16 protein-coding genes, 1 tRNA gene and 1 other RNA gene are annotated in these 16613 nt (G+C 60.0%); 8 read left to right on the forward strand and 10 right to left on the reverse strand.

The annotated features are described in order from the left end of the window. Window positions 1-7 precede the first annotated feature (7 nt). From epsC to msrA, 3 genes are all read right to left on the reverse strand, one after another. Window positions 8-637, reverse strand: a complete 630-nt coding sequence (epsC, locus tag DCC27_RS02280) for a serine O-acetyltransferase EpsC (protein ID WP_110099528.1) — start codon at window positions 635-637, stop codon at window positions 8-10. Window positions 638-813: 176 nt separating this feature from the next. After that, window positions 814-1758 (reverse strand): cysteine synthase A, encoded by a 945-nt coding sequence (gene cysK / locus DCC27_RS02285; RefSeq protein ID WP_371682197.1) that lies wholly within the window; start codon window positions 1756-1758, stop codon window positions 814-816. 69 nt (window positions 1759-1827) lie between these two features. After that, on the reverse strand, window positions 1828-2388 hold the full coding sequence (gene msrA, locus DCC27_RS02290) for a peptide-methionine (S)-S-oxide reductase MsrA (protein ID WP_110099504.1): 561 nt from the start codon (window positions 2386-2388) through the stop codon (window positions 1828-1830). A 61-nt stretch (window positions 2389-2449) separates the two neighbouring features. On the opposite strand from msrA, the gene DCC27_RS02295 reads away from it, so the two are divergent. Both DCC27_RS02295 and DCC27_RS02300 read left to right on the forward strand, forming a co-directional pair. Then, complete coding sequence (locus DCC27_RS02295) at window positions 2450-3364, forward strand: Nif3-like dinuclear metal center hexameric protein (protein ID WP_110099505.1); 915 nt, start codon at window positions 2450-2452, stop codon at window positions 3362-3364. 79 nt (window positions 3365-3443) lie between these two features. Further along, a complete protein-coding gene (locus tag DCC27_RS02300; RefSeq protein ID WP_110100367.1) occupies window positions 3444-4181 on the forward strand; it encodes a zinc ribbon domain-containing protein in 738 nt (245 codons plus the stop codon). A gap of 17 nt (window positions 4182-4198) precedes the next feature. On the opposite strand, the gene DCC27_RS02305 is transcribed toward DCC27_RS02300, so the two are convergent. After that, the gene (locus tag DCC27_RS02305; RefSeq protein ID WP_110100368.1) at window positions 4199-4993 is read right to left on the reverse strand and encodes a YaaA family protein; all 795 of its coding nucleotides are present in this window, start codon (window positions 4991-4993) and stop codon (window positions 4199-4201) included. A 121-nt stretch (window positions 4994-5114) separates the two neighbouring features. Between DCC27_RS02305 and rnpB the strand changes: the two genes are divergently transcribed. The 3 genes from rnpB to DCC27_RS02320 all read left to right on the forward strand — a co-directional run bounded on the left by rnpB (window position 5115) and on the right by DCC27_RS02320 (window position 7976). Continuing rightward, window positions 5115-5482, forward strand: an RNA gene (gene rnpB, locus DCC27_RS02310) — RNase P RNA component class A. A 75-nt stretch (window positions 5483-5557) separates the two neighbouring features. Beyond that, window positions 5558-6376 (forward strand): HNH endonuclease family protein, encoded by an 819-nt coding sequence (locus DCC27_RS02315; protein WP_244924634.1) that lies wholly within the window; start codon window positions 5558-5560, stop codon window positions 6374-6376. A 214-nt stretch (window positions 6377-6590) separates the two neighbouring features. Beyond that, window positions 6591-7976 (forward strand): glyceraldehyde-3-phosphate dehydrogenase, encoded by a 1386-nt coding sequence (locus DCC27_RS02320; RefSeq protein WP_233487836.1) that lies wholly within the window; start codon window positions 6591-6593, stop codon window positions 7974-7976. A gap of 91 nt (window positions 7977-8067) precedes the next feature. Here DCC27_RS02320 and def read toward each other — a convergent pair whose 3' ends face one another. The 5 genes from def to orn all read right to left on the reverse strand — a co-directional run bounded on the left by def (window position 8068) and on the right by orn (window position 10543). Next, the gene (gene def / locus DCC27_RS02325; protein WP_110099508.1) at window positions 8068-8709 is read right to left on the reverse strand and encodes a peptide deformylase; all 642 of its coding nucleotides are present in this window, start codon (window positions 8707-8709) and stop codon (window positions 8068-8070) included. 31 nt (window positions 8710-8740) lie between these two features. After that, window positions 8741-9052 carry an antibiotic biosynthesis monooxygenase gene (locus tag DCC27_RS02330; protein ID WP_110099509.1) on the reverse strand — a complete coding sequence of 104 codons (312 nt, stop codon included), beginning with the start codon at window positions 9050-9052 and terminating at the stop codon, window positions 8741-8743. 27 nt (window positions 9053-9079) lie between these two features. After that, window positions 9080-9517: a hypothetical protein gene (locus DCC27_RS02335; protein ID WP_110099510.1), complete on the reverse strand. Its 438-nt coding sequence runs from the start codon at window positions 9515-9517 to the stop codon at window positions 9080-9082. Window positions 9518-9709: 192 nt separating this feature from the next. Then, a tRNA-His gene (locus DCC27_RS02340) sits at window positions 9710-9782 on the reverse strand. Window positions 9783-9898: 116 nt separating this feature from the next. Continuing rightward, on the reverse strand, window positions 9899-10543 hold the full coding sequence (orn, locus tag DCC27_RS02345; RefSeq protein ID WP_110099511.1) for an oligoribonuclease: 645 nt from the start codon (window positions 10541-10543) through the stop codon (window positions 9899-9901). A 204-nt stretch (window positions 10544-10747) separates the two neighbouring features. On the opposite strand from orn, the gene mptB (DCC27_RS02350) reads away from it, so the two are divergent. Genes mptB (DCC27_RS02350) through DCC27_RS02360 form a run of 3 tightly spaced genes read left to right on the forward strand, consistent with a single transcriptional unit; the run spans window position 10748 to window position 15441 of the window. Then, window positions 10748-12412: a polyprenol phosphomannose-dependent alpha 1,6 mannosyltransferase MptB gene (gene mptB, locus DCC27_RS02350; protein WP_110099512.1), complete on the forward strand. Its 1665-nt coding sequence runs from the start codon at window positions 10748-10750 to the stop codon at window positions 12410-12412. Continuing rightward, window positions 12409-14040 (forward strand): polyprenol phosphomannose-dependent alpha 1,6 mannosyltransferase MptB, encoded by a 1632-nt coding sequence (gene mptB, locus DCC27_RS02355; protein WP_110110042.1) that lies wholly within the window; start codon window positions 12409-12411, stop codon window positions 14038-14040. Before mptB (DCC27_RS02350) ends, mptB (DCC27_RS02355) begins: the two co-directional genes overlap by 4 nt. Before the next feature lie 6 nt (window positions 14041-14046). After that, window positions 14047-15441: a glycosyltransferase family 87 protein gene (locus DCC27_RS02360; RefSeq protein WP_110110043.1), complete on the forward strand. Its 1395-nt coding sequence runs from the start codon at window positions 14047-14049 to the stop codon at window positions 15439-15441. Here DCC27_RS02360 and DCC27_RS02365 read toward each other — a convergent pair. After that, window positions 15377-16600 carry a hypothetical protein gene (locus DCC27_RS02365; protein ID WP_110110044.1) on the reverse strand — a complete coding sequence of 408 codons (1224 nt, stop codon included), beginning with the start codon at window positions 16598-16600 and terminating at the stop codon, window positions 15377-15379. The genes DCC27_RS02360 and DCC27_RS02365 overlap by 65 nt on opposite strands. Window positions 16601-16613: the final 13 nt, after the last annotated feature.

Here is a 16613-nt window from a genome sequence, read left to right on the forward strand (position 1 = left end):
AAGGTCCTTAGATCCACAGGGCCGGGTCGACGTACTCTGCCGGGTCGACGGCCGGCTTATTTTCCTGCGGTGATTTCCGAATACGCGCGGTGGCCGGTACACCGGTGGCAATGGCATTATCGGGAGTATCTTTGACGACCACCGCGTTAGCACCCACCGCAGTGCCCGCCCCAATCTCCACCGGGCCGAGGATCTTAGCGCCAGCACCGACGACGACACCGTCATGCAACGTGGGGTGGCGCTTGACCTTCTCCAAGGACTGTCCACCAAGCGTCACACCGTGATACAGCATCACATCGTCACCGATCTCCGTGGTTTCGCCAATCACCACGCCCATGCCGTGGTCGATAAAAAACCGCCGACCAATCGTGGCCCCCGGGTGAATCTCGATACCGGTCAGCGCCCGGTTGATTTGGGACAGCAGGCGAGCAGGAAGTTTGAGGTGCTCGTGTTGCCAGGCTTTATGGGCAAGACGGTGCATCCATATGGCATGGAGCCCCGAATAGGCCAACGCGACTTCAACGGAGCCCCGAGCCGCGGGGTCATGGTCCTTGACCGCCTGGATATCTTCGACAACGCGACGGGTAATACGTGAGAGAAAGCCCACTGAGCTCAGCCTTTCGGTGCGAGTTTCCATCATCTGCTGACCGCGAACGGGGTCAGGCATCTATCAACAACACGTGAGTTTAGTGTCATATTCCACTCTGAAACGTTACGAGACAAAAAAGACCCCCGCCGGTCCTAGGTGACCTGGGCGGGGGCCTGCAGCGCTCTTCCGGGCTTGCTGAGCGCGTACTGGCCTACCCCAGCCAGTTAGCCGCGAATGTCTTCGTACAGCACGGTGGAAATGTAGCGCTCACCGAAGTCGGGGATGATCGCCACGATCAGCTTGCCCTCGTTGTCGGACTTGGCGGCCTCAGCCAGCGCAGCCGAGATGATGGCACCAGCGGAAATACCGCCCAGAATGCCTTCCTGGGTACCGAGGTCGCGGGCAGCCTTGACGGATTCCTCCAACGTGGCGGCGTAGACCTCGTTGTACAGTTCGGTGTCGAGCACCTCGGGGACGAAGTTCGCCCCGATACCCTGGATCTTGTGCGGGCCGGGCTTGCCGCCGGAAAGGATCGGCGAATCTGCTGGCTCGACGGCCACGATCTTCAGCTCCGGCTTCTGCTCGCGCAGATAGCGCCCAGCACCGGTCAAGGTGCCACCGGTACCGATACCGGAGACCAGCACATCAATAGCGCCGTCGGAGTCTTCCCACAGCTCCGGCCCGGTGGTGTCATAGTGTGCCTGCACGTTGGCTTCGTTGGCGAACTGGCGAGCCCAGATGGCGTTATCAGACTCGGCCACGATCTGTTGGGCCTTTTCGACGGCGCCGCGCATCCCATCGGCACCGGGGGTGAGTACGATTTCTGCACCATAGGCGCGCAACATCACCCGACGCTCAGCCGACATGGTTTCGGGCATGGTGAGAATGACACGGTAGCCACGAGCTGCCCCAACCATCGCCAGAGCGATACCGGTGTTCCCGGACGTACCTTCCACAACGATGCCACCCGGGCGAAGCTCGCCGGACTTCTCGGCAGCGTTGATGATCGCGACACCAATACGGTCCTTGACTGAATTAGCTGGGTTGTAGAACTCCACCTTGGCCGCCACATTGCCAGGCAAGTCCTGGTCCAAGCGGTTGAGCTTGACCAAGGGGGTGTGACCAACAGCTTCGGTAATATTATTCAGTAGTGCCATGGGTGTTGCCATCCTTTCTTTCACCGCGGGCAACGGGTTAGCCTTTCCTTACTTAAGCGTAGAAGATCACGTGGGAAGGCATCAGTCGATCAGCCACGAAGCGTAATCTTTGCGGATTCGGGACAGTTTTGGGTTAATGACCACCTGGCAATATCCCATGGCGGGGTGTTTGTGATAAAAGTCCTGGTGCTCATCTTCGGCTGGCCACCAGTGCCCCGCCGGTTCGATGGTGGTCACAATCGGAGCATCCCAGAGCTGCTGGTGTCGGTCGATCGCGTCTGCAAAGTCCTGGCGGTCTTGCGCGGTGCGGGGGAAGACCGCAGAACGATACTGGGGGCCGACATCCCCACCTTGTCTGTTCAGACTCGTCGGATTGTGCGAGGCGAAAAAGATATCGAGAACCACCCCCACATCGATTACCTGAGGGTCAAAGCGGACCTTTACCGCCTCGGCGTGCCCGGTGGTGCCACTGCAGACCTGCCGATAGCTGGGATGGTCTACGTAGCCACCGGTGTAGCCACTTTCCACTGCGGTAATACCCCGGGTCTTGCGATAAATGGCGTCCTGACACCAAAAACAGCCCCCAGCCATGATGAGCTCACGGGTCTGCGGTGTCGCGTTCGTGTCGAAGTTCTGATCCATCACGCCAGGTATAGCGTGCTACGGGGGTGAATTCATTCCCTGACTGCGAGACAATAGAGACATGGCCGATTCCACACTCTCGTCAGCGTCCGATGCGTCCACCCAGCAGCACCGATACCACCGAACTCCCACCTTGCGCGAGGTGATCGAGGTGATGGAAGAACTCTGGCCGTTATCACTGGCCGAACCCTGGGATGCTTCCGGAGTGGTGACCGGCCGAGTTGAACAACCCGTGCGGCGAGTTCATTGGGCCGTTGATCCGGTTCAAGCGGTGGTCGATGAGGCTGTAGAGGCCGGAGCCGATCTGTTGATTACCCATCACCCGCTGTTGCTCAAAGCGGTGCACTCGGTGGCAGCGGACCAATTTAAGGGCAAAGTCGTGCACACTCTGATTGAGGGTGGGTGTGCACTGATTACCGCTCATACCAACGCCGATTCTGCGGTCGGCGGGGTCTCCGATGTGATGGCCGAGATTCTGGGCCTGCAGCATGTGGTGCCACTGGCACCGGCCGAGAAGGGACAATCAGTCAACGGTGAGGGGATGGGTCGAGTTGGGACGTTGCCCCACCCATTGCGCCTGGAAGACTTTGCCGCCCGGGTGTTTTCTGCTCTGCCCGCGGTCGCGCCCGGAGTGCGGGTGGCCGGTGACCGCAACGGCGTGGTCCGCACCGTGGCGGTGACCGGTGGGGCCGGAGACTCGTTATTCGACCAGGTGCGTGCCCACCACGCTGATGTATATGTCACCGCTGATTTGCGCCACCATCCAGCCAGTGAAGCCCGCGAACGGGCAGCACTAGAAGGCGACCGACCCTATCTGGTCGACGTCTCCCATTTCGCCTCCGAATGGCTGTTCTTGCCGGCAGCCGCACAGGCCCTACAGCGCGGGTTGGCCGAGCATGGCTGGACGGTTGACACTGGCGTCTCAGCACTGAACACCGACCCCTGGGACTTTGTGATCACCGCCGGTCGAAACTGATCACACCACAACAGACCCGACGAGAAGACACGAGACCAGAAGCGACGCGGACAGTGTACGGATCGAAAGGAATGGCGCGATGCCAGTGACACGCTACGACCCCGAAACCCAACGACGACTTCTCGACCTGCAGGCCTTCGACACCCAGATTGCCACAGCGAAACAGCGCCTGGCTCAGCTGAAGAAAGACCCTGATTACCAGCAAGGCAAAAACCAGTACGAGAAGTTCACCGATCAACTCCAACACCTCAACCGTCAACGGGAGGACGCTGGTCTCCGCCTGGCTGAAGCACAGTCAACCGAAGCATCCCTTGACCGGCGGGTGAAGACGTTGAGCGGGCAAGCAGAAGAGAACGCGGCGAACTCCCACCAGTTGAATGCGATCTTGGCGCAGAAATCCTCGGTGGAAGCCGATCTGGCGCAGGCGGAAGCGGCCACCGGTGCTGCCCGTGAGGCTGTGGCCGGGGTGGATGCCGAGATCTCCGCCTGCCAACAACAGCGTCAGTATTTGAAGCAAAACCTCGAAGAGCTCGCGGTGCGACTGAAAGACCAGATGGGCCAGATCGCTACCGAGGGCAAACGACTAACGGCAGCACGGGCTGAACTGGTTGGGAGCCTGCCGGAGGAGTTGGTGGCTCACTACCAAGACATTGCCCAGCGTAACGCAGGAATCGGTGTTATGCGGTTAGACGGCAATACCTCGGCCAGTGGCATGACACTGTCGCCGGTAGAACTCGCAGCGATTGACAATACGCCCGCCGACCAGCTGGCCTATGATCCAGAGACCGGCGTCATCCTTATTCGCGACGAGGCGTAGCGACGGAGTAGTCGGAGCTAGTCTTCAGGCAAAATGACCTGCAACGAGCCGCCCCGAGAGGCTTGGGGGCGCACCATTTCCACGTCCCAGCGGTCTTCACCACCGCTACGGCCGGCTTCTTTGACCACGTCGAGCACCTTGTCCAAGGAGCGCGTGGAGCGAGCATCGGCCTCGACTAAGGCTCGGGCAATTCGGCCACGGGTGTACTTTGCCGCGTGGGAGACAGTCTTCGGGGTGCCACCACGCATCTGGAAAACATTGACGGTCAATGTGATGGGGTGCGGGGCTTCCCACATTTTCTGATAACCACCGGATCGACAATCCACGATCGGGCCATCGTGGGTGGCGCGTTGGTCCAGCCACGGTGCCATTTTGGGGCGCCACCACTTAGCGGTCGTGCCCACGGTGTGCAGTTTGGCGGATACAGACATCCGGTAGGCCGGAATTCTATCGGCAATCCCGGTGACGCCGAACAGACCAGAGAAAACCAAAACTTTCTGCCGAGCGCGCCGTTTGGCCGCCGGCGTCAGGGAGGCATAATCGAATGCTTCATAGAGCACTCCGGTATAAATCTGGTGCGCTGGTGCGGCGGGTGCAATATTCAGGTGCTGGTTGGCGGCCACCTCATTGCTGAGTTTTCGGGACACCCCAAGCTCATCGTAGACCGTCGGCAACGAGGAGGCTGTCGCCAGATTTCCCATCATGGTGTGGCGCTCTCCGTTCAGTTGCGGGAACACCAAAGAATCCCAAGAGATCGGGCGACCTTTCTCTGGGTAATTCTTTCCTTCTGAAGGGGGCAAAAGCACTAGCATTAGTCCCACTCTAAACGGCAGAGACCAAACTCCCGGTGACCGACAAGTCGTGGCGATGTAAACAACAGTTGTTCTTATGGCCTGAGGGTGACCGCCGGGAACGCTAGACTAGCTGTCCGGGATGGTCCGGCAAACGGTCGCGGCTCAGCGACGTGAGTCGAGGAAAGTCCGGACACCGTAGGGCAGGATGGTGGGTAACGCCCACTCGGGGTAACCCGCAGGCTAGTGCAACAGAAAGTAAACCGCCCCTGTTGGGTAAGGGTGAAACGGTGGTGTAAGAGACCACCAGCGTTGCTGGTGACAGCAACGGCTTGGTAAACCCCATCCGGTGCAAAACCAAGTAGGGTGCCAACTCGTGGCCCGCGAGACGCACCCGGGTTGGTTGCTAGAGTCCTGCAGCAATGCAGTCTGACCTAGATGGATGACCGTTACCGTGGGCTTGGCAACGAGCCCACGGCACAGGATCCGGCTTATCGCCGGTCCATCCCACTGATCGTCAGCACCGGTGGCCACCTGCCGGTGAATATCTCCCACATCGTTAGGGTCTTAAAGGAGGACGCGGCTGTGCAGGCACCTTATCCTCGGCGTGGAAAGTCGCGGTCTCGCCTCGGCTCTCGGTCCCATCACCACAGAGGACATCGCAGGTCGCCAGGCATCGGGCGTAGCGCGAGCCGCCGGCGGAAGTCTTCCCGGCGCACGACCGGGACCGTCGTGGTGGCCGCCCTGGTGTTGATGGGGCTGCTCGTGGTCTTCGGGCTGTTTCCCGACCAGTCCACATTGACCGAGGTGGATGCCCAAGACCGCACTGCTGAAGAGCTCCTTGATCACCTGGAGACCGGGGACCGTGACTTCTCCGCTGAATATCAGCGCGAATACTTTGGTGATGGCTGGCTGGACCTCGACGGTGATGGGTGTAGTACCCGCAATGAAATTCTGGCCCGTGATCTCCAAAACGTCACCTACCGCAGTGGCACCGATGACTGCGTGGTAGACAGCGGGGTGCTTGAGGACCTGTACACCGGTCAAACCCTGACCTTCCAGCGTGGCGAGGACACCTCCTCGCAGGTACAAATTGATCACGTCGTTGCGCTATCAGACGCCTGGCAAAAAGGCGCCCAAGAACTGTCTGAAGACCAGCGCCACCGGTTTGCTAACGACCCGTTGAACCTTGAAGCCGTCTCCGGTCCGGTAAATACTGCCAAATCTAATAGCGACGCCTCTGAATGGTTGCCTCCGGATCCGGAAAGCCACTGCGAGTATGCCGGCCGACAGATCTCGGTCAAAGCCAAATATGAGCTGTGGGTCACCGCGGAAGAACGACAGGCATTGGAGAATATTCTGCAGACCTGTCCGGACCAGCCTGCCTACGAATCGGCGGTGTGAGCCATTGCTCCGCCGTGTGATGTCCCTGCCCACCGGCTAGTCGTGGTTAGAATGAAAGGACGTTTGGAGCCATCCGTAGCAGCCCGCCCTGCGACAAGGATGTCGTCGGGGCATTGCCTTCGCCAGAGAGGATGAACACCCAGTGGCAGATCACACCGCTGAGATTAAACAGGCCGAAGACAAGTGGGGACAGCGAGAAGAACTGGCAGAGCGGATGATCCCGCTGATCGGCCAGCTCTACCGCGACCACAATGTTGTCACCAACATTCATGGACGCACGCTGGTTCACAAGTCGGTCATCGACGTTATCCGTGCCCACCGTTTTGCCCGGCAGGTCGATGAAGCCGAACTTCCCATTGCTGAAACCTTCCCCCTGCTACAGGCAGCTACTCAGTTGAACCTGGGTGCGGCCAAATTGGACCTCGCCCTGTTGGTGCGTGACTGGCGGTCTTCGGGCGTGAACGACCCCGAAGAGTTCTTGCGCACCGCACTAGCTGACATTGTCGACGGCAACGGTGCCGGGGTGGGGGAAGAAACCGATGTGGTGCTCTACGGTTTCGGCCGGATCGGTCGCCTGCTGGCCCGGATTCTACTCTCCCACGCCGGTGGCGGAACCGGTTTGCGGCTGCGCGCCATTGTGGTGCGTCGCAACACCGATGACGACTTGATCAAACGCGCTTCCCTGTTGCGCCGCGACTCCATTCACGGGCCGTTCAACGGTTCGGTCGTGGTGGATGAGGACTCCAACACCATCACCGCCAATGGCACGCGCATCCAGGTCATCTACGCCTCCGATCCGGCCGAGGTGGACTACACCGCCTACGGCATCTCCGAGGCCATCGTGGTCGATAACACCGGGCGTTGGCGTGACGAAGAAGGCCTGAGCAAGCACTTGGCTGCTCGGGGGAGCGCCAAGGTGATCCTGACCGCACCGGGTAAGGGCGATATTAAAAACATCGTCTACGGTGTGAACCACACTGATATTCGGCCCGAGGACACGATCGTCTCCGCCGCATCGTGCACGACCAACGGCATCACTCCGGTGCTGAAGGTTATCCAGGACGAGTACGGCATTGACCACGGCCACGTCGAAACCGTGCACGCCTATACCAACGACCAGAACCTCACCGATAACTTCCACAAGGGCTCCCGCCGCGGTCGCTCGGCAGGCCTGAATATGGTGCTGACCGAAACCGGCGCGGCGAAAGCAGTGGCCAAGGCTCTGCCCGAGTTGAAGGGCAAATTATCGGGTAATGCCATCCGTGTTCCGGTTCCGGATGTCTCGATGGCTATTTTGAACCTGGAACTCAACAAGCCGACCTCGGTCGATGAGATCAACTCCCGCTTGCGCCAAGAGTCACTGACCGGTGCGATGCGTAGCCAGATTGACTACACCAACTCTCCAGAGGTCGTCTCCACCGACTTTGTGGGCTCCGAGCGTGCCGGCGTAGTTGATGGTCTGTCCACCATCGTCAATAACGGCACCCACTTGGTGCTCTACGTCTGGTACGACAACGAGTTTGGATACTCTTCTCAGGTCATCCGCGTCATTGAGAAGATGGCCGGTGAATCCCTGCCAGTGCTTCCGGCTCGCGACTAGGACCGCCCAACCGAGGCATCAGGACAGCGAACACCACAGCCCCCGAATGCGTCCCAACAGAAGGACGTGGCCGGGGGCTGTGCGTTGGTGGCTAGGAATCTTGCCGACTGTTTGGTGTATCCTCCGCTTCGGCCAGGGCCTCGGCGTCTACCTCGTGGCCGAAAGGATCCTGATCGTTTCCTGGCAACCAGGTGCGACCTTCGGTAGTCCAGCCGTGTTTTTTCAGCTCTTTCTTCCACCTTTTCGACCAGCGCTTATTCAACCGGTTGACATATAGCGTGCCGTTGAGGTGGTCGAATTCATGCTGCATAATGCGGGCAAACCAACCGGTGGCCTCGAAATCGAGCGCATCACCGTTGACGGTAAAACCTTGCAGGCGGACATGATCTGAACGCTGCAAGGGGAATCCCAGCCCGGGGACCGACAGGCAACCCTCGGTATCCTCGGTGCGGTCGGGTTCTTCCTCCGAAATTTTGCCCAGCACAGTCAGCACCGGATTGATCACTTCGCCGTGGGTGGGTGCTACCCCTGCGGTGTCCTCGTAGCCCCAGGTAAAGATTCGTAGCCCGACCCCAACTTGCGGTGCGGCTAAGCCAACGCCATTGGCAACCCGCTGGGTGAGGTGCATGTCCTGAACGAGCGTGACGATCTCCGGGGTGATCTCGGTGACCTCAGTGGCACGACGGTGGAGGACAGGATCACCGTGAATGGTGATAGGACGGATAGTGGCCACGAAAAATTACTCCTTAGCTCTAGAGTGATTTCTAGAGGTCGACGATCTCAAACTCGAGAAGCTCAGCACTTTGGGCGGCCGGTTTGGGACGCTCGCCCTGTTCGGAATCGTCATGGGCATGTGCGGCAGCTGCACCGTGGTCGCGCCAGTGTTCAAAGTCCTGACGGGAAGCCCATTGGGTGAAGACAAAATAACGGTCTTCGCCGGCAGTAGGGCGTAACAATTTGAAGCCTTCAAAACCGGGTGCTTGGTCGACAGCATGTTTGCGAGCAGCAAAACGCTGTTCGAGAGTTGCGCGAGCTTCGTCAGGTACGGTCAGCGCATTGATCACAACAATAGACATCGGGTAGTCAGCCTTTCGTGATATTTCCTACGGGGAGGTTGATGACTCGTCAAGACTCCAGCTCGTACCGCAGATCTCGTCGAGGGTGGCCGCGGCCTGCTGAATATCTGGGTTCGATAAATCGACATCCGGGACGGCATCGGGTGATTCACCGGCCATGGTCGAGACCTGTTGGGTAAATGCTGGCGCATACACGCGCATCGCCTCAGCGAGTCGATCATCGCTGGTCTTATCGGTGGCTTGGTTCCATTCCTCGGTCATCTGGTCACTGACGGTGGTGTTATCGGAGATGGCATCACCGTGGGTCTGGGACTGGACAGACTGAAACTCCAGCACCTTAGAACAGGTCTCATCGGTGGAGTCAGACCAACAACTACTCAAGGTGAGCCCAGCGATCACCGCGAGCACGCAACCGATCACACGGTGGGATACCAACGAGGCGACACGTTGAGTGCTCGATGCCATGACTGCTCCTGAGGTCACGAAAACAGCGCCACTGATCAGGGCTGTGCTGAGATTCGAGTCTAGTCTACTCCTGACCCAGACCGGTCTAATGGTGGGGCTTGGCGCCCCGATGACTCGGCAAGACCGGGTAGCCGGGGATGAAAAAAGTCCCGTGAACTCTCGAACGGAAAAGTTCACGGGACGATATTTCCGGGTGAGTAACGGGGCTCGAACCCGCGACCTTCTGGACCACAACCAGACGCTCTACCAGCTGAGCTATACCCACCATAAGGTCCTGCCCACCAGCGCATGATGTGTCATAGTCTGCTGGGCAACGCCTAGTAACTATACCCTGTTTTCTCGTTGACACCCAATCGGGAACAACATGCGGTAAAGAGGGCGTTAACGGGCGTAGTCAGCGGTCTGATAGAGCTCCAACTCACCGGCAATTTTTTGGGCTTGCGCTGCGGTGGGGCCGGGGGAGGGGACCATGATCGTATCTCGGTAATAGCGCAACTCATTAATGGAGTCGACGATATCTCCCAGGGCACGGTGGTTGCCCGATTTTTCCGGGGCATTCTCATAGGCATCAACAAACCAGCGTTTGGCCAGTTCTTTGATCGAGGAGACATCGACGATCCGGTAATGCAGGTGGTCGGTGACCGCAGGCATTTCTTTGGTCAAAAACAATTTGTCCTGGCCCACGGTATTGCCGGCCAGTAGCGCGGTGCGCGGGGTGGGGCAGTGGGTGGTGATGTAGTCCATGACCACAGCGGAGGCGTCCTGCAGGTTCATGCCCTGTTCCCACTCGTTGATCAAACCGGTGGAGGTGTGCATCTGGGTGACAAAATCATTCATCTGAGTCACCGCTGCGTCTGAGGGCTTAATCACGACATCGACCCCGTCGCCCAGAATATTCAGTTCCGAGTCCGTGACTAGTACCGCAACTTCCACCAGTGTGTCCACATCCGGGTCTAACCCGGTCATTTCACAATCGATCCACACCAGATTGCGGTTGGCATTCTCCACGGGGGTCTTCTCGGACATTCGTGTCTCCCTGACAGATTGATTTCACATGCTTCCACCGCCAGGAACAACAGTCCGGCAGTGTTGGTGTCTTCCACCGTACTCTCCGCTAACGATGATAGATTATGCACCGAATTAGCACGATGACACCCGATGAACAGCTGTGGGTGCGGCCGTTGCCCACTCCACCGGCCGGGTACCCCGGTTGCCATCAAAAGGACGAACATGACCACCACTGAGGTATCCACCGCCTCGGAGCAACCCCGCCGGGCGCTCTCACCCTCGCTGGTGATCGCGGCAGTGGTTGGTGTCGTGGGGTCGGCGATGGTGATGCTCGGGTCCTATGCAGTCGGCTGGCTGGCAGCGGCCTCACCGTTAAATCAGTGGCAGGTGCTCACCCCGTTGCGCGCGACCAATCACGGCGTGGCGATCGGAACGTTGCTCCTTACGCTGGGATGTTGGGTGATGTTCTGGGCCTGGTTGCGACTAGGGATTGTGCTGCGTCGGCGCGTCTCGTCTCAGCAAGGGTTCTACCGGTTTCCCGCCGGCTCCCTGGCCCCGGTGACCATCATTACCACCCTGTGGATCCTGCCACAGCTACTCTGTCTGCCCATCTTCTCCCGCGATATCTTCGCGTATGTAAATCAAGGACGGCTGGTGCTCTCCGGGGGAGACCCCTATGAAGAGGGCATTTCCAACCTGTCGAACTGGTTCCAACTGGGCACTGACACCACCTGGGCTGAAGACGCCACACCCTATGGTCCCATCTTCTTATGGATTGCCGCCGGCATCATGGCCCTCAGCGGTGTGGACAGCCCCGATCTGGCAATCCTGCTCTTCCGCGTGGTTGCTGTCGCCGGCGTGGCCTTGATCATGTACTACGTGCCCACATTGGCAGCCCACTATGGTGTGGACCCGGCTCGGGCCCAGTGGATCTCAGCAGCCAATCCGCTCTTTATTATTTCTTTCGTCTCCTCGGCTCATAATGACGCGTTGATGGTGGGCTTCGCGGTCGCTGGGATCTACTACGCGGTGCGCGGGCGCGGACTGATCGCGGTGCTGCTGGTGGTCGCCTCGATCGGCATTAAGCCCATCACGGTGGTGTTGCTACCCTTTATTGGCCTGTGGTGGGCCGGACGCAATCCGGGGTGGGTGCGCAAATTCGGCTACTGGGCCCTGACCTTGGCGATCGCTCTCGCCGTGCTGGTGGCTGTTGGACTCATCAACGGCTACGGTTTCGGCTGGGTATCGGTGATGGCCGAGACCGGCACGGGCTCGGTCCCGTGGTCGCCGATTGGTTTCACCTACGATATGATCCGCACTCCCCTCAACGCCCTGGGTATCCCCAGCGACTGGGTGCTGGACGTGCTGAAACTCATCGGTCGCATTGCCTCGGTCATCATCGTGCTGATTCTGATGTTCACCGGCCGACAATCCCAGCTGTTGCAACGGACCACCTGGGCGTTTGCCACTATCGTGTTGCTTTCACCGATCGTCCAGCCCTGGTACGTGTTGTGGTTGTTGCCCCTGTTCGTGGTGGTGGGCATCAAAGGCAACTGGCAACTGAAGCTGGTCATCGTGATCGTCGCCTTCTTCCTTGCCTTCGGTGCCGCTGACCAGCTGTTCATTTGGCAATTCCTCACCGTCGGGGAATTCATGCCCCACCTATCTACCGCGGTGTCCTGGATCTGCATCATCTGGATTCTGCTACTGGACCCGCTGACCTCCCGCATGATGAAAGAAGACTGGCACGTGCGTGACGGGTTGAAAAACACCTGGCGTCGCCTGCGGACCCTACGCGCCAGCGACCTGGCGTTCTGGCGGATCACCCGCACCCCGGACAGGCCACCGATTTCGCGCGAACCTGATCGGAGTGGTGCTGATCAATGACTCTGGGCATCTGGTTCCACCGTCGGTTGTTGAGTTTGGCCCATCCTGAACCACGCCGTCACCTGCTGACCGGGCTGATCGCTTCCCTGGCCATCATGGTCTCCTCCTGGGGCGTGGGGTGGCTCCCCAGCTCCCAATTCTCCTGGTTCGCCCACTCCACGGTGCTCAACCCCCTGCGTGTGGAAACCGCCGGGGTGCTCACCTGCGCCATCGTGCTGGTCACCGCCTCACTGTTACTGGTTCGCTGTTGGTTACGCCTTGGGCAAGATTTGCGATTGCCGCACACCCGCTACCGCGGGATAAACCCCGAGCCTGAACCTGGGGCGCCCGCCCGACTGGAACACGCCCGCTATCGGGTGCTGACCCGAGCCATGGTGCTCTGGACGCTTCCGCTGATCTTCACCTTCCCGATCTTCTCCCGTGACGTTTACTCCTATATTGCCCAAGGGCAGGTGTTGCACTCCGGGTGGAGCCCCTATGAGACCGGGGTATCCACGCTACCCGGGTGGTTTAGTCAAGGCGCCGACTCCATTTGGGCCGAATCCCCCTCACCGTATGGGCCCCTGTTTCTGCTACTGGCACAAGGCATCACCTTTGTCTCCGGCCAGGTCCCGGAAATCGCGGTCCTGCTGTTCCGCGTGGTCTCGATCGCCGGGCTGTTTCTGTGCTGGTACACCGTGATTGAGCTGTCTCGCCGATTCGGCGCCCGCCCCGACTGGGCGTTGTGGGTCAGCGTACTCAACCCACTGGTCAGTCTCTACTTGGTGGCTGGAGTCCACAACGACTCGTTGATGCTGGGGCTGCTGTTGGCCGGGTTCCTGCTGTTAGGCAGTTACCGGCCCACGACCGGCTGGTGGCTGCGCACCGTGGTGGGGCTGGTACTGATCGCCTGTTCGATTGGCATCAAACCTCTGACAATTCTGGCCCTGCCCTTCGCCGGGATGATGCTCTGTCGACCCGACCCACATGACCAGCGCGAGGTCAGCTATCGGCAACGGATACTCGCCTGGGGACTCTGCGCGGTCGTGGTCGGTGCGGTGATGACCGTCTTCGGCTGGATCTCCGGGCTGTGGTTTGGCTGGATCCCGGCCATGACCACCGCTGGTGACGCTGCCTTCCCCTATGCGCCCTTCGGGTTGCTCGGCCTGGGTATCGGCTGGATCACCGACGCGCTGGCCCAGACCGGTATCCGCCCGGTCGCCGACGTGGTCTACACGCTGGGTACCGTGATCTCTGCTGTGGTGGTGGCCTACCTGGCGCTGAAGCGCTCGGTGACCCACCCGGTGATTTCCACCGGTATCGCGCTGATCGTCTCCATTCTGCTGGCACCGATCATCCAGCCCTGGTACCTGCTGTGGGTGCTGCCGCTATTCGCCGTGGTCCGGCTGTGGCATCCGCGCTGGTCCTGGATGCTGTACCTACTCATCATGGTGCTGGTGGTCATCGGCGTGGTCGATCAGGTGTCGGTGGCCGAATGGATTCCCATCCTGCTGGTGCGGGTGATCACCGGCGTCATCGGTGTCATCGGGATGGCGGGGTTGCTATTCTGGGATCCGGCCACCTCACAAGCCTTCCCGCCGCAACGCGACCGAGATGCCACCACGCTACGACACCTGGAGAAAGACTAACCCCTTATGCCTGCACCCACTGACTCCACCACACGCACCCCGGAACGCCGCCCGGTGCCCCGGTCGGCAGTCACCCCCCGACTGCTCGTGGTGCTGGTGCTGGTCACCCTGGTAGCGGCTGTGTTGGCGTTGCTGTCCAAACAATGGTGTCGTGTCAACGGCTGGGGGACCCCGGATGCGCACATCCACATGTGTTACTCGGACTTCGCGCAACTGTTTCCCACCCGCGGGCTGGCCGAAGCTTGGTTCCCGTTCTACACGCCACTACCCGAAGACCAGTGGCTGGAATACCCGGCCCTGCTGGCGGTCATCGCCGGTCTCACCGCCTGGATGGTGCCCGGTGAGGGCGCAACGCTGGAACGCACCGTGGCCTACTTCGACATCAACGCCGCCCTGATCACGGTGTGCTGGATCATCACCGTGATTGCCACCGCCTACACCGCCCGCAACCGTCCCAAAGACGCACTGTTGGTAGCTCTTGCTCCTGCGATGATCCTGACCGCGTTCATTAACTGGGATCTGTGGGCGGTGATGCTCGGCTCGCTGGCGCTGTGGGCCTTTGCCCGGAACCAGAACGTACTCGCCGGGGTGCTGATTGGGCTGGGTACGGCCATGAAGCTCTACCCGTTATTCTTCTTGGGCGCGATCCTGGTGCTGGCGATCCGTACCGGCAAACTCGGAGTGTTCGCCAAAGTCATCTTCCCGGCAGCGATCACCTGGCTGGCGGTCAACCTGCCATTTATGCTCACAGCCTTCGACCAATGGTCGCGGTTCTACACCTTCTCCTCCGATCGTGAAGTGTCCTTCTCCTCGATGTGGTTGGCCCTGGACTTCACTGGCTGGTCCGGGGAGACGTTTTCGCTGATCTCCAATGGGCTGTTCGCCCTGTGTTGCGTGGGGTTCCTGATCCTGGGCTTGCGTGCCCCGGTCCGGCCCCGCATGGCTCAGTTGTGCCTGTTGATCGTGGCTGCCTTTATTCTGCTCGGAAAGGTCTACTCACCACAGTTTGTGATGTGGCTGATCCCGCTGGTCGTGCTCGCGCGCCCCAAACAGGCTCAATTCTGGATCTGGCAGGCCGCGGAGGTGTATCACTTCGGCGGAGTGTGGATGGAATCGGCCCGGATCACCTCCGGTGGCGAGTTCGGTGACTGGTGGGTCACCGCCTGGTACGCCACCGGCATCATCGCCCACATGGTCACCCTGATCTGGATCTGTTTGTCAGTCATCGGCGATATCCTGCGTCCGCAACGCGATGAACTGCGCGGTGACGGTAGCCAGAATTCACCGCTTGATCCAGGTGGGGGAGACTTCAACGCTGCGGCCGATCGGTGGGTGCTCAGCCCCGCTCGTCGAAACGGGAGCGTCGATAGGTCGCAGGCCACGTCACCCGCAACAAGGTGATCCGTCCATCAGATTCTCGTTGCACCCGGCCACTGAGCAGTGCATCGTCGAGGCCACGACGCAGTCTGGCCTGTAGCCGCGGACTGTTGTCGGGGGCGGCATCGGGGCCACGCAGTCGGCGGAGGGTAGCCTCGATGAGCTGATCGACGGGCATCCCGCCAGCCTCGGTCTCTTCGGCCAGCGTCGCCCAGTGGGCATTGGCAATTTCTCGGATCGGCGCCTGGACCAAGGGCAGATAATCGGGGTGGTGATCGTTGGGAAAAGTGCGGTGACAAATCCACTCGTCGGGATCCACCCAGGCCGGCCACAAGGCCCCATTGTGGTCCTCCACCAGGAGACCGGTGGCCAGCTGGGTGTCAAGAGCATCGTCGGTGTCCCTGGGAACATGGGGTCTGACGGCTGCTGAGTCGGCGACGGCCATAATGTCGTGTACGCTCTCGCGCAACACGGGCCAGTGGCGTGTGATTGCCTCACGCACGAGTTTTCCATAACGAGTCACCGAGAACGGACCGGGAGGGTCGATCAGGGCCGGTTGATCCCACCGAGAATCCAGTACCCGTTGGGCCTCGGCCGCGTAGCGAGCCGCCGCGGCGAGGTCGGTGGAATCAGGCGCGGGACCACCCCAGCCGAACAACCGCACCCCTCGATCGGCATGATCGTAGGCCACTTCAAGATCAGTAACCATCTCATCGAGCTGAGTCAGTTGGTCCTCTCGAGGTGGATACATCGACGAATAGGGCTTGAGACGGCGAGAAAATTCGGTCCGGGCGCGATGATATTGACTCCGAAACGCCTGCACATGCGGGTTGGAATCCACTAGCCAGCCTGCGTTCTCCGGTTCGGTTGTCACATGATGGATCTGGGAGGCTGATCGAGCTTCAAGGGCCGTGAAACGATCCGTGATCCTTTGCAACTTGTCGGCGCGCTCACGGCGTTCGGCCTCCTGCTGGTTCTGCTCTTTGCGTGCGGCGATGCGATCTTGCTTTTCCTGCAGTTGCCTTTGATCGCTTGCCGCTAGGGACGAGAACACGAAAAAGCCAACCACCAGCAACACAATAATGCCGACCACTATGTACCAGTATTCAATGGCCAGGCCCAGAACGACCAGCAGGAGAATCACTCCCAAACACCCCAGCCCGCCACCTTGTTGTTGGCTCACCGCAACTCGCTTT

Origin of the sequence: Auritidibacter sp. NML130574, assembly GCF_003185725.2 — a bacterium.
In the GTDB taxonomy this organism is placed as follows: Bacteria; Actinomycetota; Actinomycetes; order Actinomycetales; family Micrococcaceae; genus Auritidibacter; species Auritidibacter ignavus.